Origin of the sequence: Thioclava sp. GXIMD2076 (genome assembly GCF_037949795.1) — a bacterium.
Lineage (GTDB): Bacteria > Pseudomonadota > Alphaproteobacteria > Rhodobacterales > Rhodobacteraceae > Thioclava > Thioclava kandeliae.
This window is the reverse complement of record NZ_CP149932.1, coordinates 1,392,117-1,412,133: the sequence shown is the minus strand read 5'-3', so window position 1 is coordinate 1,412,133 and position 20,017 is coordinate 1,392,117. Positions and strand designations below refer to the sequence as shown.

At 62.2% G+C, this 20,017-nt stretch carries 19 protein-coding genes; 9 read left to right on the top strand and 10 right to left on the bottom strand.

What is annotated here, in order from left to right:
• Positions 1-22: 22 nt before the first annotated feature.
• Complete coding sequence (locus tag WDB91_RS07035) at positions 23-1,015, bottom strand: acyltransferase family protein (RefSeq protein ID WP_339111875.1); 993 nt, start codon at positions 1,013-1,015, stop codon at positions 23-25.
• Between the two features lie 284 nt (positions 1,016-1,299).
• On the opposite strand from WDB91_RS07035, the gene WDB91_RS07030 reads away from it, so the two are divergent.
• The 6 genes from WDB91_RS07030 (at position 1,300) to WDB91_RS07005 (ending at position 8,046) form a co-directional block, all read left to right on the top strand.
• Positions 1,300-2,337, top strand: coding sequence for a rod shape-determining protein (locus WDB91_RS07030; RefSeq protein ID WP_339111874.1), 1,038 nt, complete (start codon positions 1,300-1,302; stop codon positions 2,335-2,337).
• A gap of 120 nt (positions 2,338-2,457) precedes the next feature.
• Positions 2,458-3,384, top strand: coding sequence for a rod shape-determining protein MreC (gene mreC, locus WDB91_RS07025; protein WP_339111873.1), 927 nt, complete (start codon positions 2,458-2,460; stop codon positions 3,382-3,384).
• Positions 3,377-3,916 (top strand): rod shape-determining protein MreD, encoded by a 540-nt coding sequence (locus tag WDB91_RS07020; protein ID WP_339114415.1) that lies wholly within the window; start codon positions 3,377-3,379, stop codon positions 3,914-3,916. Before mreC ends, WDB91_RS07020 begins: the two co-directional genes overlap by 8 nt.
• 75 nt (positions 3,917-3,991) lie before the next feature.
• On the top strand, positions 3,992-5,938 hold the full coding sequence (gene mrdA / locus WDB91_RS07015; RefSeq protein ID WP_339114414.1) for a penicillin-binding protein 2: 1,947 nt from the start codon (positions 3,992-3,994) through the stop codon (positions 5,936-5,938).
• An 11-nt stretch (positions 5,939-5,949) separates the two neighbouring features.
• Complete coding sequence (rodA, locus tag WDB91_RS07010; protein ID WP_339114413.1) at positions 5,950-7,095, top strand: rod shape-determining protein RodA; 1,146 nt, start codon at positions 5,950-5,952, stop codon at positions 7,093-7,095.
• A gap of 9 nt (positions 7,096-7,104) precedes the next feature.
• Positions 7,105-8,046, top strand: coding sequence for a glyoxylate/hydroxypyruvate reductase A (locus tag WDB91_RS07005; RefSeq protein WP_339114412.1), 942 nt, complete (start codon positions 7,105-7,107; stop codon positions 8,044-8,046).
• Between the two features lie 29 nt (positions 8,047-8,075).
• Here the strand turns inward: WDB91_RS07005 and hisG are convergent, their stop codons facing one another.
• The 3 genes from hisG to hisS are packed head-to-tail and all read right to left on the bottom strand — an operon-like array spanning position 8,076 to position 11,352.
• Entirely contained in the window at positions 8,076-8,783 is a 708-nt protein-coding gene (gene hisG / locus WDB91_RS07000) for an ATP phosphoribosyltransferase (protein WP_339114411.1), read from the bottom strand.
• Positions 8,780-9,850, bottom strand: a complete 1,071-nt coding sequence (locus WDB91_RS06995; RefSeq protein ID WP_339114470.1) for an ATP phosphoribosyltransferase regulatory subunit — start codon at positions 9,848-9,850, stop codon at positions 8,780-8,782. Before WDB91_RS06995 ends, hisG begins: the two co-directional genes overlap by 4 nt.
• The gene (hisS, locus tag WDB91_RS06990) at positions 9,850-11,352 is read right to left on the bottom strand and encodes a histidine--tRNA ligase (RefSeq protein ID WP_339114410.1); all 1,503 of its coding nucleotides are present in this window, start codon (positions 11,350-11,352) and stop codon (positions 9,850-9,852) included. Before hisS ends, WDB91_RS06995 begins: the two co-directional genes overlap by 1 nt.
• A gap of 186 nt (positions 11,353-11,538) precedes the next feature.
• Between hisS and WDB91_RS06985 the strand changes: the two genes are divergently transcribed.
• On the top strand, positions 11,539-11,742 hold the full coding sequence (locus tag WDB91_RS06985; RefSeq protein ID WP_339114409.1) for a SlyX family protein: 204 nt from the start codon (positions 11,539-11,541) through the stop codon (positions 11,740-11,742).
• Between the two features lie 85 nt (positions 11,743-11,827).
• Here WDB91_RS06985 and WDB91_RS06980 read toward each other — a convergent pair whose 3' ends face one another.
• A complete protein-coding gene (locus WDB91_RS06980; RefSeq protein ID WP_339114408.1) occupies positions 11,828-12,556 on the bottom strand; it encodes an SDR family oxidoreductase in 729 nt (242 codons plus the stop codon).
• 159 nt (positions 12,557-12,715) lie between these two features.
• Here WDB91_RS06980 and argB point away from each other — a divergent pair, with 159 nt between their 5' ends.
• Together argB and WDB91_RS06970 are read left to right on the top strand one after the other, a co-directional pair.
• Positions 12,716-13,609 carry an acetylglutamate kinase gene (gene argB / locus WDB91_RS06975; RefSeq protein ID WP_339114407.1) on the top strand — a complete coding sequence of 298 codons (894 nt, stop codon included), beginning with the start codon at positions 12,716-12,718 and terminating at the stop codon, positions 13,607-13,609.
• 128 nt (positions 13,610-13,737) lie between these two features.
• Positions 13,738-14,259 carry a histidine phosphatase family protein gene (locus WDB91_RS06970; protein WP_339114406.1) on the top strand — a complete coding sequence of 174 codons (522 nt, stop codon included), beginning with the start codon at positions 13,738-13,740 and terminating at the stop codon, positions 14,257-14,259.
• 36 nt (positions 14,260-14,295) lie between these two features.
• Here WDB91_RS06970 and WDB91_RS06965 read toward each other — a convergent pair whose 3' ends face one another.
• The 5 genes from WDB91_RS06965 to WDB91_RS06945 all read right to left on the bottom strand — a co-directional run bounded on the left by WDB91_RS06965 (position 14,296) and on the right by WDB91_RS06945 (position 19,831).
• Positions 14,296-15,138 (bottom strand): 3-keto-5-aminohexanoate cleavage protein, encoded by an 843-nt coding sequence (locus tag WDB91_RS06965; protein ID WP_339114405.1) that lies wholly within the window; start codon positions 15,136-15,138, stop codon positions 14,296-14,298.
• A 175-nt stretch (positions 15,139-15,313) separates the two neighbouring features.
• Positions 15,314-16,084 (bottom strand): amino acid ABC transporter ATP-binding protein, encoded by a 771-nt coding sequence (locus WDB91_RS06960; RefSeq protein WP_339114469.1) that lies wholly within the window; start codon positions 16,082-16,084, stop codon positions 15,314-15,316.
• Between the two features lie 24 nt (positions 16,085-16,108).
• On the bottom strand, positions 16,109-17,425 hold the full coding sequence (locus tag WDB91_RS06955) for an amino acid ABC transporter permease (protein WP_339114404.1): 1,317 nt from the start codon (positions 17,423-17,425) through the stop codon (positions 16,109-16,111).
• Position 17,426: 1 nt separating this feature from the next.
• Positions 17,427-18,680, bottom strand: a complete 1,254-nt coding sequence (locus WDB91_RS06950) for an ABC transporter permease subunit (protein WP_339114403.1) — start codon at positions 18,678-18,680, stop codon at positions 17,427-17,429.
• Between the two features lie 134 nt (positions 18,681-18,814).
• Positions 18,815-19,831, bottom strand: a complete 1,017-nt coding sequence (locus tag WDB91_RS06945) for an amino acid ABC transporter substrate-binding protein (RefSeq protein WP_339114402.1) — start codon at positions 19,829-19,831, stop codon at positions 18,815-18,817.
• Positions 19,832-20,017 lie beyond the last annotated feature (186 nt).

The window sequence follows — 20,017 nt, the reverse complement described above, 5'->3', positions numbered from 1 at the left end:
GCGGGCATCCCCCGCGCCGTTTTCACAAGACGGGAATAGACCGGTTGACCTGCCGCAGGACCGGCACCGAGGCCAGTGACAGCGCGATCACCGCCAGCCCCAGCGCCAGCTTTGGCAAGTCGGGCAGCGCCATCCCCAGCACATTGATCCACAGCACATGGACCAGATAGATCCCCGTGGACCATACGGGCGAGATCTGCCAGCCGCCGCCCTGCCCTTTCAGCGTCAGGAACAGCACAGGGATAAAGAGCGCGCTCGACAGGAAGATGTCGAACGGCCCGACCGCGTTGAAGACCAGATCGTTCATCCCGATCTCGGCGGCGAAGATCGCGCCTGTAACGCCCAGAAGGAGGCGCCGACCCGTCTGTGTCAGCCCATCCCAGCGGCCCTGAAGCCGTGCTGCCACATATCCCAGTGCCATGAAAGGAAAGGCGAAAAATAGGAAATTCCGCGCCAATGCTCCATCCGCCGAAATCGGCAGGCTTTCATGGACCGGGCTCTGGTCCACCCGCTGGCCATATTGCAGCGCCGCGCCGAGGAAGAGGATCGCCACCGCAAGCCCGATCAGCACTTTCGGGGAGAGCCCCCGCACCAGATAGAGCATCACCGCCGAGATCAGCGCCGCCAGCAGATACCAGAGTTGCCAGTAACCCACGATGACATTGGTGACGAAGAGCGGAAGGGTCGCATCGCTGATCCAGAACGGTAGATAGATCAGTGTCCAGATCGCGTAGAGCCCCGCCATCCGCCTCAAGAGGTGCCCGATCCCGCGTTTAACCTGTCTGTCAAAATAGAACCCCGTCACAAACAGGAAGAACGGCACCCCGAGCCGCGCGAGATTGTTGCCGATAAGGATATTCAGAGGGCGCGACAGATCGCTGAAAATACCGGTATGCAGACACACGATCGAGAGCGCGAATAGGATCTTCGTCCATTCGATCGCGGCAATCCGCGTGGATTGCGTTCTTGGATGCGGCTGCGCGTCACGTCCGGCCCATTGCAAACTCTGTGTCATGTCTCCTCCTGACGCGCGCAACGACAAGACGGAAGGCACAGGTCCGACACCATCGCGTGAAAATCAGGCATGTTCGAAAAATGACACTATCCACGCGGAAAACCGCCTATTTGACGGCCAAAAATTGCGTAAATCACACTCGCAAGTATGTGATTGGCGGATAGGGGCGTCATTGCAATGTCGTGAGGGCAATTGGACTTTCCGCGTCCCTATTCCTTGACTATACGGGCTGGGGGCGACCGTATGAGTCGCCGAAGGCTTTACAGGGCAGTGCAGGACGAAACATGGTTAGCTTGGGCGGAATCTTTTCATCAGACATGGCGATCGACCTCGGGACGGCGAACACGCTGGTCTACGTGAAAGGGCGTGGCATCGTCTTGAACGAGCCCTCCGTGGTGGCTTACCACGTCAAGGACGGCAAGAAGCAGGTGCTGGCCGTGGGCGAGGACGCGAAACTGATGCTGGGCCGGACGCCCGGCTCCATCGAGGCGATCCGCCCGATGCGCGAAGGCGTCATCGCCGATTTCGACAGCGCCGAAGAGATGATCAAATATTTTATCCGTAAGGTGCATCGCCGCTCGACCCTGTCCAAGCCCAAGATCATCGTCTGTGTGCCCCATGGCGCGACGCCGGTGGAAAAACGCGCGATCCGCCAGTCGGTGATCTCGGCAGGCGCCCGCCGCGCCGGCCTGATCGCCGAGCCGATTGCCGCAGCCATCGGTGCGGGCATGCCCATCACCGACCCCACGGGCTCGATGGTCGTGGATATCGGCGGCGGCACCACCGAGGTGGCCGTGCTCTCGCTGGGCGATATCGTCTATGCACGTTCAGTACGTGTGGGCGGCGACCGCATGGACGAGGCCGTGATCTCCTATCTGCGCCGCAACATGAACCTGCTGATCGGGGAAGCCACCGCCGAGCGCATCAAGACCTCCATCGGTTCGGCGCGTATGCCCGATGACGGGCGCGGCACCTCGATGTCGGTGCGCGGCCGCGATATCCTCAACGGTGTGCCGAAAGAGGTCGAGATCACGCAGGCCCAGATCGCCGAGGCGCTGGCCGAACCCGTGCAGCAGATCTGCGATGCGGTGATGCAGGCGCTCGAGACAACCCCGCCGGATCTGGCCGCCGATATCGTCGACCGTGGCGTGATGCTGACCGGTGGCGGCGCGCTTCTGGGCGAACTGGATCTGGCGCTGCGCGAGCAGACGGGCCTGTCGATCTCGATCGCGGACCAGTCGCTGAACTGTGTGGCCCTCGGCACCGGCAAGGCACTGGAATACGAAAAACAGCTGCGTCATGTGATCGATTTCGACAGCTAAGACGCGTGTAGGAATGTGATGAGAGGCGGGCGTCTGCTGCGTTGAGCGGGGCGCCCGTTTTCGTTATAACCCCGCCAGATCGGGCCGCTCGGGCCCAACCCCAGAATTCCGGAGTGGACAGTGGCACGAAACCGCGATGAAGAGGACTATCTCGGCCCCCTGCGCCGGATCGTCATTGCCATTCTCGTGCTCGCCCTCGTGGCAGCGGTCATCTTGTGGCGCGTGGACAATCCGCGCGTCGAGCGTCTGCGTTCGGCCTTTATCGACCGTTATGTGCCGACCTTCGACTGGGCGATGGTGCCGGTGACCAAGGTGTTGGACATGGCCGAGGGCTTCCAGTCCTACACGCGGATCTATGAACAGAACCAGGAGCTTCGCCGCGAGCTGCAGCAGATGAAGGCGTGGAAAGAGGCCGCCGTCCAGCTGGAGCAGGAAAACGCCAAGCTGCTGGCGCAGAACAATGTCCGGCTCGATCCCAAACTGACCTCCGTCTCGGGCGTGGTGATGGCCGATAGCGGCTCGCCCTTCCGGCAGTCGGTGCTGCTGAATATCGGCTCGCGTGACGGGATCGTGGATGGCTGGGCGACGATGGATGGCTTGGGGCTCGTGGGGCGCATTTCGGGTGTGGGCAAGACCACCTCGCGGGTGGTTCTGCTGACCGATTCTTCCTCGCGCATTCCGGTCACGCTGCAGCCCTCCGGCCAGCGCGCGATCATGTCGGGCGACAACTCCCCCTTCCCCGCGCTCGATTTCATCGAACATCCCGACCGGATCCGTGCGGGCGACCGCATCATCAGCTCGGGCGATGGCGGGGTATTTCCGGCGGGTCTGCTGGTGGGTCAGGTGGTCGAGCGCAACGGCCGCCTGAGGGTCCGGCTTGCCGCCGATTACGAGCAGCTCGAATTCCTCAAGGTCTTGCGCTCCTATCCGGCCGAGCAGTTGAAGGGCGTGGGCGCCCTCATCCCGCCGCCCGTCGGCAAAATCGACCGCGAGCAGCAGGCCCTGCCCCCCGCCCCCAAGACATCCACCGGGCAAAGCAATGGTTGACCCGCTCACCTCCCGCATCTGGGCGCACAGGCTGCTGTTTGTGGTGATCATCTCGGTCATCATCTTCATCCGCCTGCTACCGATCTCGCCCACCTATCACGGGATACCGGGGCCGGATCTGTGCCTTGCCTTCGCCCTTGCATGGGTGCAGCGCAAACCCGATTATGTGCCTGCCATCCTGATCATCGCAGTGTTTTTCGTGCAGGATCTGGTCTTCTGGCGCGCACCGGGGCTGTGGACGCTGATCGTGCTGATGGCCACTGAATGGTTGCGCCGCCGCGAGACCCGCCTACGCGAGATGCCCTTTGCCATGGAACTGGCCATGATCGCCGCCCTTCTGGTGATGATGGTCTTCCTGGAACGGATCGTGATGACCCTGATGATGGTAGACCAGCCCCCCTTGGGCCGCGTGCTGCTGCAGGCGCTGACCACGCTGATCGCCTATCCCTTCGTCGTGGCGCTGTCGCGGCTGGCCTTCGGGGTCAAACGCGCCGTGCCGGGCGAGGTGGACGATCTGGGACATCGCGTCTGACCAAAAAACTCCCGCAGGCAGCCACTGCCCGCGGCCCCGCCGAAGTTCAGCCCCTTTCCGAAGGAAGGACCGCCCATGAAACAGACCGAGAAAACGATCCGCGAGAGCAAAAGCCGCATTACGCGACGCGCGCTCATGCTGGGCGGTATCCAGTTGGGGGTCATGGGCATTCTGGGCGAGCGTATGCGCAAGATGCAGCTCGAGGATTCCGAGCAATACCGGACGATGGCCGAGGGCAACTCGGTCAAGTTCCGGCTGATCCCGCCGACGCGCGGGCTGATCTACGAGCGCAACGGGGTGCTGATTGCGGGGAATGAACAGCTCTACCGCATTTCCATTACCCGTGAGGATGTGGACGATCTGGACCGTGTCATGACCGATCTGCGCGCACTGATCCCGATGACCGATGAGCAGGTCGCCGATATCCGCGACGAATTGCGCAAGCGTGCCCGCACCGTGCCGGTGACCGTGGCCGACCGTGTCAGCTGGGAGGAATTCTCGCGCGTGGCGGTCAATGCGCCCTCGCTGTCGGGCGTCACCCCCGAGGTGGGCCTCTCGCGCATCTATCCCCGCCATGATGATTTCGCCCATGTTCTGGGCTATGTCGGCCCCGTTTCCAGCTACGATCTCTCGAAAATTCCCGATCCGAGCCCCGTTCTGATGCTCCCCGGTGTGCAGCTGGGCAAGATCGGTGTGGAGGCGAAATTCGAGGAGGAGCTTCGCGGTGAGGCGGGCCAGCGCGAGGTCGAGGTCAATAGCACGGGTCGCGAGATGCGCGAACTGGGCCGCCGCGAGGGGACGCCCGGCGAGAACCTGCAACTGACACTCGATTACAAACTCCAGAATTTCGCACTGCAGCGGATGGGCGATGAATCGGCGGCCTGCGTGGTGCTCGATATCACGAATGGCGATGTGCTGGCCTGTGCCTCGGCGCCGTCCTTTGACGCCAATCTCTTCGTGCGCGGCATCTCGGTGGCCGATTACAAGACCCTGACCGAGGATGACCACCGTCCGCTGGCCGACAAGACCGTGCAGGGCCTTTACCCGCCAGGTTCGACCTATAAACCGGTCGCGGCACTGGCGGCGCTCGAGGCCGGCCTCGTGACCCCCGACGAAAAGGTCTATTGCCGCGGCTATACCGAGATCGCGGGCCGCCGCTTCCACTGCTGGAAAGGCTCGGGGCATGGCTGGCTCAACATGTCCCAGAGCCTCGAGCAGTCCTGCGACTGCTACTATTACGAGATGGCGCAGCGCTGCGGCATCGACCGGATGTCGGCCATGGCCGAACGTCTGGGTTTCGGACACAAACCCGATCTGCCGATGTCTGCGGTGCAGGACGGTATCGCGCCCACTCGGGCATGGAAACGCGAGCGGTTCGGCAAGGACTGGCAGGTGGGCGATTCGGTCAACGCGTCCATCGGTCAGGGCTATGTGCTGGTCTCGCCGATGCAGCTGGCGATCATGACGGCGCGGATCGCCTCCGGCAAGGAGATCGTGCCGCATCTCGTCAAATCGAAAAACGGGATCGAGGTGCCCCGCCCCGAGATGCCCCATATGGACCTGCCCGAAGCGATGCTCAACAACGTGCGCCGCGGCATGGATATGGTGGTGAACGGCACACATGCGACGGCGGGCAAATCGAAGGTCGTGAAATCCGAATGGCGCATGGCGGGGAAGACGGGCTCGGCACAGGTGCGTAACATCACGGCCGCCGAGCGCGCCCGCGGGGTGATCCGCAACGACCAACTCCCGTGGCGCCGCCGTGACCACGGTCTGTTCGTGTGCTACGCGCCGGTGGATAACCCGCGCTATGCCATTTCGGTGGTTGTCGAACACGGCTCGGGCGGGGCCACCGCCGCGGCGCCGATCGCGCGCGATGTGATGCTGTTTGCACTGGCCGACGGCCTGCCGCCGCTTGATGCCTATCCGCGTAGCCAGCGCGGCGAGATAGAGGAGCGCTTCTCGAAGCTCAACCTCGTCGATCCCGATCTGGCCAAGCCCTCGGGCACCAGCAGAGCGTAAAGGGGCCTGACATGAGCTATCTCGAATCCAATCTCAAGACCGTCCCCACAGGGCTGCGCAAGATCCTCTATATCAACTGGCCGCTGGTGATCCTGCTCTCGGCCGTGGCCTCGGTAGGCTTTTTGATGCTCTACTCGGTGGCAGGCGGTGACATCAAGACATGGGCCCAACCGCAGATGGAACGCTTCGGCATCGGGATCGCAGCGATGTTCATCGTAGGCTTCACGCCGATATGGTTCTGGCGCAACGTCTCGGCGGTTATCTATATCATCGCGCTGCTTCTGCTGCTGGCGGTGGAGCTGTTCGGGGCGATCGGCATGGGCGCGCAGCGCTGGCTGGAGGTCGGACCGTTGCGCATCCAGCCCTCCGAGCTGATGAAAATCGCCTTGGTGATGCTGCTGGCCGCCTATTACGACTGGCTCGATGTGAAAAAGGTCTCGCGTCCCCTCTGGGTGCTGATCCCTGTGGTGCTGATTTTAATCCCGACCTTCCTTGTGCTGACCCAGCCCGATCTGGGCACGGCGGTCCTCCTCGTGGCAGGCGGGGGGCTGCTGATGTTCTGCGCCGGTGTCAGCCTCTGGTATTTCGGGACCGTCATCGCCATCGTCTGCGCTCTGGTCTTTACCGTGATGGAAAGCCGCGGCACCGACTGGCAGCTCTTGCATGACTACCAGTTCAAACGGATCGATACCTTCCTCGATCCGGGCGCGGACCCGCTGGGCGCAGGCTATAACATCATGCAGGCGCAGATCGCGCTTGGCTCGGGCGGGCTGCATGGGCGCGGCTATATGCAGGGCACCCAATCGCGGCTGAACTTCCTGCCCGAGAAACATACCGACTTCATCTTCACCACACTGGCCGAGGAATTCGGCTTTGTCGGGGCCTTCTCTCTGCTCTGTCTCTATGGCGGGATTATCGGGTTCTGCATCCATTCCGCCCTCCATAACAAGGACCGCTTCTCCTCACTGCTGACATTGGGGATCGCGGGGACATTCTTCCTGTTCTTCGCGATCAACATGGCGATGGTGATGGGGCTGATGCCGGTGGTGGGTGTGCCCCTCCCCCTTGTATCCTATGGCGGAACCGCGATGATGATCTTGCTTGCGGCCTTCGGCCTCGTGCAAAGCGCCCATATCCACCGCCCCCGAACCCGATAGGAATTCCCCATGCCCCGTATCCTCTTTGCCGCCACCGAAGACGACTGGCACGACTACCGCCATTGCCTTCCCCGCGCCTTGCAGGAAAAGGGCATCCAGGCCGAGCTGGTGCCCGTGCATGAGGGCATGGACCCCGCGCTGGTAGACTATATCGTCTATGCGCCAGCAGGCCCGCTTCAGGATTTCAGCCCCTATACCAAGGCCCGTGCGGTGCTCAGCCTCTGGACGGGGGTCGAAAAGATCGTGGGCAACGCCAGCCTCACCCAGCCCCTCTGCCGCATGGTCGACCACGGGCTGGAGCGCGGGATGGTCGAATGGGTGCTGGGCCATGTGATGGCGCACCATCTCGGGATCGGCTTCTTTGCCGCCCATCAGGATGGCGTTTGGCGCAATGGCCATGCAGCGCCTCTGGCCTCCGACCGCAAGGTAACCGTTCTGGGGCTTGGTGCCTTGGGGCGGGCCTGCGCCAAGATGCTCGCGCAAGTGGGCTTCAACGTCATCGGCTGGAGCCGCAGTCCGAAGGAGATCGAGGGGATTACCTGCCTCTCGGGTGATGCGGGGCTCAAAGAGGCCCTGATCGAGGCCGAGATCCTCGTGACACTGCTGCCGCAAACGCCCCAGACCACCAATCTGCTGGATGCCGCCCATCTGGGGCTTTTGCCGGAGGGGGCTGTAATCCTCAATCCGGGGCGCGGGACGGTGCTGGTGGACGAGGCACTGCTGGCGGCGCTGGATGCCGGCGAAATCGGCCATGCGGTGCTGGATGTGTTCCGCGTGGAGCCTCTGCCCGCGACCCATCCGTTCTGGGCGCATCCGCGCGTGACCGTGACCCCGCATATCGCCGCCGCTACACGCCCCGAGACGGCCTCCAAGGTGATTGCCGAGAATATCGCGCGAGCCGAGGCGGGCCAGCCGCTCCTGCATCTGGTCGACCGCACCCGCGGCTATTGAAAAAGGCGCCCCACGGGGCGCCTTTCCTGTCACAGATCCTGCGTCTCGACCTGTAGCTGCGCCGCAAAGCGGGCGAAATTGTCACAAACCGAACCCCAGTCTGCCGAGCGGGATGCAAACAGCGTCGCCTGCGACTGGTGGATCAACCCGTCCGACAGGATCTTGAGGTGGTTGGCCCGCAGGGTCTCGCCCGAGGAGGTGATATCGGCAATCGCCTCGGCGGTGAGGTTTTTCACCGTCCCCTCGGTCGCGCCCTGACTATCGACCAACTGGTAATCGGCCACGCCCTCGCGGGTCAGGAACTCGCGCACCAGACGGTGGTATTTCGTGGCGATCCGCAGCCGCATGCCATGGGTCGTGCGGAAGGCATGCGCCACCGCGTCGAGATCTTCCAGCGTATCGACATCGGCCCAGCAATCGGGCACGGCGATGATCAGATCGGCATGGCCAAAGCCCATCGGGGCCAGATCCACCACCTGTTTATTCCAATCGACCAGCTTGTCGCGCACCAGATCGGACCCGGTCACCCCCAGATGGATACGCCCCGCCGCCAGCTCGCGCGGAATCTCGGAGGCCGACAGAAGCACCAGTTCGACGCCCTCAGCCCCCTCGACCGCGCCGGCATATTCTCGGTCGGACCCTGTGCGTTTCAGCGTCACACCGCGCTCGGCGAACCACGCAAAGGTCTTTTCCATCAGCCGCCCCTTGGACGGCACACCCAGCTTGATCATGCTCATCGGCCTGCCTCCAGATCTGCCAGAACGCCCGGACGGATGACGCCCCCTACGGCGGGAATTTCGGCGCCCTGCCCCAGAATGCGGGTCAGCGCATCATAGCGCCCTCCCGTGGCCACAGGCGGCATATCTGGGTTTTCGGTGGCAAAGCTGAACACGAACCCGTCGTAATATTCCATCGTGGAGCGCCCGTGGCTCGCGTCAAAGCGCAAGGCACATAGATCGATCCGGCGGGCCTTGAGGGCGGCCAGACGGGTTTCGAGCCGCGCGATCGCCGGAGCAATCGCCGGAATATCCAGCGCACGAAGCGCGGCGGGTGCATCCTCGGCGGCGCAGTTGAGCGCAAAGAGCGCATCGAGTTTCTCGACATCGGCGCGGGAAATCGGCGCTTCCTCGGCCTCTTCCTTCAGCACGGAAATCCGCAGCTCCATCTCGCCCGAAGACCGCAGACCGATCCACGGCGCTTCCGAGCGCATGCCGCCCAGCGTCTCGCGGCGGGTCTCGGGCACGGGGACCAAACCTGCATAACGCTGAAGCAGTTTCTGGAACCGCGCGGGCCGCCAGATATGACGCGAGAGCGCCGCCTTGCGGGCGGGCATCGTATCGAGCCCGTCCACAGCCGCCCGCAGGATACCGAAATCACCCATGGTGGCGGTCAGACCCAGCCGCGACAGAAGCCCGTTGAAGAGCGCGAACACCTCGGCATCGGCAGTCTCGGGATCCTCGCGGTCAAAGACCTCGTAGCCCACCTGCTGATATTCCACCGCGCGGGCGGAGCCCAGATGGTCCTGACGACGGAAAACCTCGCCCAAGTAGCAATAGCGCGCGGGCTCGGCGCCGCCGGCCATATGCGCCTGCACCACAGGCACGGTAAAATCAGGGCGCAGCATCATCTCGCCCTGACCCGGATCATGGGTCACATAGGCACGGGCGCGGATATCCTCGCCGTAAAGGTCCAGCAGCACCTCGGCGGGTTGCAGGATATCGGGCTGGATCTCCGCCGCCCCTGCCGAGAGGAAGGATTGCAGGATGCGCTGGCCGGTGGCACGGGCCTCGGTCTTGGTCGCCATCATTTCACCTCGTAGCGGGCCAGCATCTTGCGCGTCTCGGCCACCAGATCGGCACGCGGGACCTCGACCTGAGCAGGCTGCGATTTCCATTCCTCGAGGCTGGCTTCCTGCGCAAGCTTCGCGCCAAGCACCAGATCCTTGAGCTGCAGCACACCGCGATCGGCCTCATCCGAGCCTTGGATTACCGCCACTGGGCTTTCACGTTTATCTGCATATTTCAGCTGGTTACCGAAGTTCTTGGGATTGCCCAAGTAAACTTCGGCACGGATGCCAGCGGCGCGCAGCTCTGCGGCCATCAACTGGTATTCGCCCATCCGGTCGCGGTCCATGACCGTGATCACCACGGGGCCTTGGTGGCTGGCACCGATCCGGCCCTTGGCCCGCAGGGCGGCCAGCAGGCGGTCCACGCCGATGGAGACGCCGGTGGCGGGCACTTCCTGACCGGTAAAGCGCTTGACCAGATCATCATAGCGACCGCCGCCCGAGACCGAACCGAACTGGCGCTTGCGGCCCTTCTCGTCAAGGATCTCGAAGGTGAGTTCCGCCTCGAAGACGGGTCCGGTGTAATAGCCAAGGCCGCGCACGACGGAAGGATCGATCTCGATCCGGTCGGAACCGAAGCCCTGGATGTCGAGGAGTTCCGCGATCTCCTCAAGCTCGTTGACGCCCTCGGCGCCGATCAGCGACCCGCCGACCAGCTCACGCAGACGCGCGGCCGTGGCGGTGCCGTTCTCGCGTTTTGCCGACATGAAGCCCATGACGATGTCGCATTGTTCGGGGGAAAGCCCCGCGCCCTTGGTGAAATCGCCCGACTCGTCGAGACGGCCGGGGCCCATCAGAAGGCGCACGCCCTCCTCGCCGAATTTGTCGAATTTGTCGATGGCGCGCAGGACCGTGCCGCGCTCGTCCTCGAAGCGGGCCGGATCGGAGGGGTCGAGCACGCCCGCCATCTCCATCACGCCGTTCAGCACCTTGCGGTTATTGACGCGCACGAGATAGTCGCCCCGCGGGATACCCACCGCCTCGAGCGAGGTGGAGAGCATGCCGCAGATCTCGGCATCCGCTGCGACCGATGCCGCACCAACCGTGTCGGCATCGCATTGATAGAACTGGCGGAAGCGTCCCGGACCGGGTTTCTCATTGCGCCAGACAGGCCCCATCGTATAGCGGCGGTAGGGGCTCGGAAGGTCATTGCGGAACTGCGCCGCGACCCGCGCGAGAGGAGCCGTCATATCATAGCGCAGCGCCAGCCATTTGCCGTCATCTTCCTCCTGCCATGCGAAGACGCCGGCATTCGGGCGGTCCACATCGGGAAGGAATTTGCCAAGCGCCTCGACCGTTTCCACAGCCGAGGTTTCCAGCGGATCGAATCCATGGGAGCGATAGACCTCGGCAATGGTCGCGAGCATTTCCTGACGCTCGGTCACTTCCGAACCGAAGTAGTCGCGGAAGCCTTTCGGCGCTTCGGCCTTCGGGCGGGGCTGTTTCTTCTGCTTGGCCATGGTCTTTCCCAATACTGGTTGTGCGCAAGGCAATAGCGGCTTGCGCCAAGGGGGGCAAGGCTTTGGGAGGGGTTTCAGGGTGCTTTGGGACAGGGTCGGATTGATGATTTCCCTTCGGGCACGGGCGTGGCATAAGCACGCCAGACCTTTCGGGCGGCACGCGCCGCCCACGGAACGGAGAGCGCAATGGACCGCAGCACGGAACTCGAAGAGAAACTCGCCCACCTGACCCGCACGGTCGAGGACCTGTCGGATGTCGTCGCACGGCAGGATGCGCAGATCACTAAACTGGAGCGTCGGGTATCGATGTTGCTGGAACGCGAGGCGCAGCGCGAATATGACGATAGCAGCGCGATCCCGCTAGCCGACCAGCGCCCGCCGCACTGGTGAGAAAGGCGGGCCTCGGCGCGGCGGGGCATCGAGCCCCTTGCGCCTCGCGAAGACCGCCCCCGAGGGACGGCTTCGGGGGCCTCACTCAGACGTGTTGTCCGCCATTGACCTCGATCTCGGTGCCGGTGACATAGCTCGACGCATCCGAGCAGAGATAATAAATCAGATCGGCCACTTCCTTCGGCTCGCCCAGACGGCGCATCGGGATATTCTCGACGATCTTCTCGGTGCCGGGGCTGAGGATCGAGGTTGCGATCTCGCCCGGTGCGATGGCATTCACCCGCACACCATAGGGACCGAAATCATGTGCCATCTCGCGGGTCAGCGCCTTGAGGGCTGCCTTGGAGGTCGCATAGGCCGCACCGGCAAAGGGATGCACCCGCGAGCCCACGATCGAGGTCACATTGACCACCGATCCCTTGGCCGCGCAGAGCTCTTCCTTCAGCCCGCGCGCCAGAACGATCGAGGCGAAGAAGTTGACATGGAACACTTTTCCCCATGTCCGCAGATCCGTTTCCAGCGCCGAGAGCCGCCCGCCGGTTTCGGTCTTGGGCGAGATCCCCGCATTATTGACCAGCGCATGCAGCTTGCCATCGAGGCGTGAATGGATCTCGCTGATCCCATCCATCGTCTGCTGCGGGTCCGCAAGATCGATCTGGATATGGTCCTCCTCGCCGCCCCAGGGGCAGCGCGGATCGAAGGGCTGGCGCGAGCAGGTCAGCACCCTCCAGCCTTCGCTGTCGAAGCGTTTGACCGTCGCGTGGCCGATCCCCCGGCTTGCGCCCGTCAACAGGATCACTTTGCGTTCGTCCATCAGCACGACTCCTTAAACCGAATGGCCAAACCCTAGTAGTTCCGTCAGGAACTGCAAGCCTTAGCTCAGAGCGGTCCGTGTCACGCGAAGCTCCGGAGAGGGGCCTTCACACTCCGGCCAGAACGGCTTAACAAAGGACAATCCTTTCGGAGACAGCGCATGAGACCCCAGACCATGAACCAAGACTGGCCAGCCGCCGCCCGCACCCTTTCGGAAGCCCTGCCCTACCTGCAGCGCTACACCGGAGCCGTCGTTGTTGTGAAATTCGGCGGCAACGCCATGGGCGATGACGAGGCGATGGCCCAGTTCGCCCGCGACATCGTGCTGATGCGACAGGTCGGTGTAAACCCCGTGGTGGTCCATGGTGGCGGCCCGATGATCAACGAGATGCTGGAAAAGCTGAACATCAAATCGGATTGGGTGCGCGGCAAGCGTGTCACCGACAAGGCCACGGTCGAAGTGGTCGAGATGGTGCTGACCGGCCTCGTGAACAAGCGGATCGTTCAGGCGATCATGGATGAGGGCGGACGCGCCGTGGGGATCTCCGGCAAGGATGACGACCTGATGGTGTGTGAGGCTGATGATCCCGAGCTGGGCTATGTCGGCCGTCCCGTCGAGATGAATGTGCAGGTGATCCGCGATCTCTACAACGCGGGAATCATTCCGGTGATCGCGCCGGTTGCCACCGGCATGAACGATAACGAGACCTTCAATGTGAATGGTGACACCGCCGCCGGCGCGATTGCCGGTGCTCTGAAGGCTGACCGCCTGCTGCTGCTGACCGATGTGAAGGGCGTGAAGAACAAGGAAGGCGAGGTTGTCACCCAGATGACCCCCGAGGATGTCCGGGCAATGATCGAGGACGGCACCATTGCCGGCGGTATGATCCCCAAAACCGAAACCGCGCTGGCTGCTGTCGAGGCGGGCGTTCGTGCGGTGGTGATCCTTGATGGGCGCGTGGACAATGCCTGCCTGCTGGAGCTGTTCACCGAAGGCGGTGCGGGCTCGATGATCCGCTCGAGCGCGCCGCGCGTGGCGCCCAAGAACGGTTAAGCCTACCCGTAAATACCGTGCGAAATCCGCAAGCTCCCCTTGCATGGGGGCTTGCGGCGGGTCCGCTGGCTTGGCACAGTGGCCGCGTTCCCATCAATATTCCAACACTAGACCAGAGGGCTTGCCATATGACGACTCCTGCAGGATATCGCCGACTGATCCTGACGCGACATGCAAAGTCCAGCTGGGATGATCCGACGCAGGACGATTTTGACCGCCCGCTGAATGCGCGGGGGCGGTTTGCCGCAAGCGAGCTGGGAGATTTTCTGGCCTCCCGCGGGCTCGAGCCGGAAGAGGTGCTGTGCTCGCCTGCCGCTCGCACACAGGAGACCTGGGCAAGGGTCAAGGGCGCGGTGCTTGAAAGCCTGCCCGAGGAGCATATCATCCCCGAGCTCTATCAGGCCAATGCCGCCCAGCTTCTGGCCTCGCTGAAACAGGCGACGATGCCCACGGTGATGATGCTGGCCCATAATCCGGGCATCGCCGATTTCGCGGCCAGCCTGCCTGCGCGGGTGCCGCTGAGCGGCGATTTCCGCCGTTATGTGACCTGTGCGACGCTGATCGTGGATTTCCAGATCGACAGCTGGTCCGATCTGAAGCCCGGCACAGGGTCAGTGCTCGATTTCTTCACGCCGAGCCGCCGCGGCTGAGGCTGGGCTACCCGCAAGAGGAGGCCCCACCGCTGATCAGGCCGGTTGCGGCAGAGGCAGCTTGAGCAGTTCGCGCGCCTCGTTCCATGTGGCAACGGGGCGTTCGTATGTCTCGCAGAGATCTGTGACACGGCGCACGAGAGCGGCGTTTGACGGCGCCAATGTGGTTTTATCCAGACGGATATTATCCTCGAGCCCGCAACGCGCATGACCGCCATTGGCCACCGACCACTCGTTGACGGTGATCTGGTCGCGCCCGATCCCGGCAGCACACCATTCGCTCTCGGGCAAGAGCCGCGCCATGGTCTTGCGGTAATAATCGAAGACATCGCGATCCACCGGCATGGCGTTTTTCACGCCCATGACGAATTGCACATAGGGGCTATCAACCAGACGGCCATCGGCATGCATCCGCGCGGCCTGATGGATATGGCTGAGGTCAAACGCCTCGATCTCGGGGCGCACGCCATAGGTTTTCATCTCCGAGGCCAGCCAGTCGACCAGATCCGGCGGGTTCTCGTAGACGCGGGTCGGGAAATTGTTCGAGCCGACCGAAAGCGAGGCCATATCGGGGCGCAGCGGCAGCATACCGCCGCGGGTCTGGCCCGCGCCCGAACGCCCACCTGTAGAGAACTGGATGATCATGCCGGGGCAGTGCTTCTCGAGACCTTCCTTGAGGGCCGCGAATTTCTCGGGGTCCGAAGAGGTGGTCTCGTCGTCGTTGCGCACATGGGCATGGACGATGGTCGCACCGGCTTCAAAAGCCTCATGGGTGGATTCGATCTGTTCCGACACCGTGATCGGCACGGCCGGATTATCGGCTTTGCGGGGCAGCGAGCCTGTAATGGCAACGCATATGATGCAGGGTTTTTGTGTCATAATAGGCAGATAGAACGCCTGCGCCCGTGCACTGTCAACTGCTGCTGCAACGCGGCATGGAAAAAGGGGCCGCGCGGGCCCCTTCCGGTTTCATGTGATGGCGGGGCCGGATTGGCTTGGGGCATTGAACCCCAAGCCAATCCGGTCGGGGGCTCTGCCCCCTCCGCCGCCCAACTCAGTGGTTGAGGATCTGGCTCAGGAACTGCTTGGTGCGTTCCGATTGCGGGTTGTGGAAGAAATCATGCGGATTGTTCTGCTCGACGATCTGGCCATCGGCCATGAAGATCACGCGGTCGGCCACGGATTGCGCGAAGCCCATCTCGTGGGTCACGCAGAGCATGGTCATCCCCTCTTCCGCCAGCTCGATCATGGTGTCGAGCACCTCCTTGATCATCTCCGGGTCAAGCGCCGAGGTCGGCTCGTCGAAGAGCATGATCTTGGGCATCATGCAGAGCGAGCGGGCAATCGCCACACGCTGCTGCTGGCCGCCCGAGAGCATACCCGGATATTTATGGGCCTGATCGGGGATCTTCACCTTCTCGAGGAAATGCATCGCGGTTTCTTCGGCCTGCTTCTTCGGGATCTTGCGAACCCAGATCGGCGCGAGCGTGCAGTTCTCGAGGATCGTCAGATGCGGGAAGAGGTTGAAGTGCTGGAACACCATCCCCACTTCAGAGCGCACCTTGTCGATGTTTTTCAGATCATTGGTCAGCTCGGTGCCATCCACGACAATCTTGCCCGACTGGTGCTCTTCCAGACGGTTGATGCAGCGGATCATGGTGGATTTCCCCGACCCCGACGGACCCGCGATGACGATGCGCTCGCCACGGGTGACCGTCAGGTCGATATCACGCAGGACGTGGAACTGGCCGTACCACTTGTTCATGCCCTCGATACGGATCGCGACCTCGTCGGAGGCTTTCGGATTGGTGGTTGCCATAGTCATATCAGCCATTTGTCTCTGGCCTCCTTATCGGTGGTCACGTTTCAGCTTGCGCTCGAGATACATCGAGTAGCGCGACATGCCGAAATTGAAGAGGAAGAAGATCACGCCCACGAAGAGGAAGGGTTCCCAATAGACGCCCTTCCATTCGAAATTGTTGCGGATCGCATCGGGGATGGATTTCAGCGGGTCATAGAGGCCCACGAAGGTCACGAGTGTTGTGTCCTTGAACATGCCGATGAAGGTCGACACGATGCCGGGGATCGAGATTTTCAGCGCCTGCGGCAGGATGATCAGCCGTTGCGCTTTCCAGTAATCCAGACCCAGCGCATCCGCCGCCTCGTATTGGCCGCGCGGCAGGGCCGCCAGACCGCCACGAATCACTTCCGCGATATAGGCGGCCGAGAACAGCGTAACGAGGATCATTACCCGCAGGATGATGTCGAAATTCGTACCTGGCGGCAGGAAGTAGTTCAGGAGCGTCGAGGCCACGAAGAGAAGCGTGATCAACGGAACGCCACGGATAAACTCGATGAAGACAATCGACAGCGTCTTGATCAGGAACATATTCGACTGGCGGCCAAGCGCCAGCATGATCCCCAAGGGCAACGACAGGCCGATGCCCCCTGCCCCGATGACGATCGCCAGCAGGAAGCCACCGAACTGGTTGGACCCCACAGAGGCGATCGCGACCGGAAGGATGGCACTCAGCCCCGCATCCAGCGGGTCAACCGCGTAGACCCAGAAGAGCACCGGCACGAGGATTGCAGCAATCACAGCGAGGGCCCTGTTCACCGGCGCCAGTGCTTTCAGCAGGACATAGCCGATGAAGAAACCCGCAGCGATCATGACCACCGGCCAGATCGAGCCACCCCACAGAAGCCAGATGGCAGCCAGCGGGTAGAGGGCGGAGAACGCCAGCATCTTGCGCGGCAGCTGCGAGAACAGCACCGGTGCGATTGCCACGAACAGGCCAAGGAAGACCACAACCGGGCGCCAGTAGAGCTCTGGCGGGTAGAAGCCGAAGATGATCTGGTTCCAGCGGTGATGGATCACCGCCCAGCAAGCGCCGGTTGCCCCCTCACCCCATTTCTCGGTGATGATCTGGCGGCATTCGCTCAGGCTCTCGGCATTCCAGACGCCATGGAGGAACCACGCGTAGAAATGCGAGACGAACAGATAGACAACGATGATGCCCAGAAGGGTCAGCACCGTGTTCGCCCAGCCCGAGAACATATTCTCGCGTAGCCATTTCACCGCGCCGGATTGATTTGTCGGCGGTTGTTGCTGGGGCAGCATGGTGTCGCGCACATAGGCGACGGATTGTGCATGTGTATCGCTCATCTCACCGCTCCTTCAGCTTTACCGACCGGTTGTAGAGGTTCATGACGCCGGAAATTGCCAGCGAAACGGCGAGATAGATCAGCATCATCAAGAGGATGGCTTCGATCTCGCGACCGGTCTGGTTCATCGTGATACCGCCCAGCGTGCCGCGCAGGTCCATGTAGCCCACGGCGATTGCCAGCGACGAGTTCTTGGTGAGGTTGAGATATTGCGAGATCAGTGGCGGCACGATCACGCGCAGTGCCTGCGGCAGGATCACGAGCTTCATCGTGCGGTTGGGCCGCAGACCCAGCGCGAAGGCCGCCTCGGATTGCCCGCGCGAGACGGACATGATGCCCGCGCGTACAATCTCGGCGATGAAGGCACCGGTATAGAGCGACAGCCCCAGCCAGAGCGCGACCATCGCGTTCGACACATCGATACCGCCGGTAAAGTTGAACCGCTCGAGCATCGGCGCGTTCAGCGTCATCCCGAGCGCGGCCAGAAGGGCGATCGCAGGCACAAAGAGGATCAGGAGTGATTTCCACCACGTCGTCGGGCGGACGCCGGTCGCGCTTTGCACACGCGCCGCATGATCACGCAGCTTGCGGTTGGCAAAGATCGACACGGCGACCACGATGACAAAGGCGATGAAATTCAGCGAGATCGGCGCCAGCGCGGTATCGATCGAACCAAGGCCATGAGTGAACTCGATGCCCGGAATATGCGTGCCACGATTGGTAAAGGCCACCGTGTCAAAGAACAGCATCGACGAGGCGGAATTCTCGCCGCGATAGCTTGCCGGAGAGGGCGTCAGCTCGGTCATGACGGCAATCGCCACCAGAATCCACAGCAGAAGCGGAACGTTACGGAACGCTTCGACATAGACCGTCATCAGCCGCGAGATCAGCCAGTTATTCGACAGCCGCAGAATCCCCACGACGATCCCGATAATGGTCGCCGCAATACAGCCGAGGAAGGAGACCCAGAGCGTGTTGAGCAGCCCCACAAGAGCCGCCCGCGCATGGGTATCGTCATTGCTGTAGGGAATCAGTGTCTGGGCGATGTCATAGCCCGCGCGCTGTCCGAGGAAGCTGAAGTTGAAATCTTTTCCAAGCGCTTGGAAATTGGTGATCACGTTATCCACCAGCCAGACTACGCCCAGCATGACGAGGATTAGCGTGATTGTCTGGATGGTCAAAGACCGGTAGCGCGTGTCGTATATGAGATCGCTGAGCCGGAAGCCACGCTCCGGCCCATCATGCGCATTTGCCATTGGTATACCCCTGTGCCTGTGCTGGGCGGCTGTTTGTCGCCAATGAGGTCGTTGCCTCGCCCGCGGGCCATTTTTTGTTCGTTGAATTGAAAAGGGGCGCTGGGTCTCCCGAGCGCCCCCCTTCAGGATCTATATTAGCGGAAGGGCGGAGCGTAAAGCAGACCACCTTGGGTCCACTGTGCGTTCAGACCGCGCGCCAGACCGATCGGGGTATCCTCACCGATGGTGGCAGCGAAGATCTCGCCATAGTTGCCGCCCGCCTTGATCGCGCGCTTGGCCCATTCGGCGTCCAGACCGAACATCTTGCCCAGATCACCCTCTGCACCGAGAATACGGCGGATCTCGGGGTTCTCGCTGGTGGTTGCCAGCTCATCGGCATTGGTCGAGGTGATACCGTATTCTTCGGCAGCGATCAGCGCGTTCAGCGTCCAGCGGACAATATCGCCCCACTCGTTATCGCCGTGGCGGACCGACGGTCCGAGCGGCTCTTTCGAGATGATTTCCGGCAGGATGATGTAATCACCCGGATTGGCGAAAGCTGCGCGGGTTGCGGCCAGACCCGATGCGTCGGTGGTGTATGCGTCACATGCACCGGCGAGGAATTGCTGCTCGCCCTCCGAGTTGGTGTCAACCGAGACCGGATTATAGGTCATGCCATTGGCTTTGAAGTAATCGGCAAGGTTCAGCTCGGTGGTGGTGCCGGTCTGGATACAGACGGTCGCGCCATCCAGTTCCTTGGCCGAGGTCACGCCCAGATCCTTGCGGACCATGAAGCCCTGACCGTCATAGTAGTTGACGCCCGCGAAATCGAGTTTCAGGTCGACATCACGCGAGAAGGTCCAGGTGGTGTTCCGCGACAGCAGGTCGATCTCGCCCGAGCTGAGTGCGGTGAAGCGGTTCTGGCTCGAGACCGGAACGTAGTTCACTTTGCTCGCATCGCCCAGAACGGCGGCGGCTACGGCTTTACAAATCGCGACATCGAAGCCGGTCCAGTTACCGTTGGCATCCGGCGTAGCAAAGCCGACCAGACCCGAGTTCACGCCACAGTTGAGCGTGCCGCGTGCCTTCACATCATCCAGCGTTGCAGCTTGTGCCGCGGCTGCGGTCAGACCAGTGGCAGCTACAGCGCCGAGAAGTGCTAGTTTATTCATTATTACCTCTTCCTGAGTTGCCGCCCTTGAGGGCGGTTCTTGAACGGTTCTCACGCGGCTTTGTGCCGTCGGGAGACTGTGAGGTTATCCCCAGTGCCAGAATTGTGAGCGCGTATTGGCTTTAAGGTCAAGAACCCAAACCATCATTTTGCAATAAATTCGCTCATCGATTAGGCAATTGCTCAG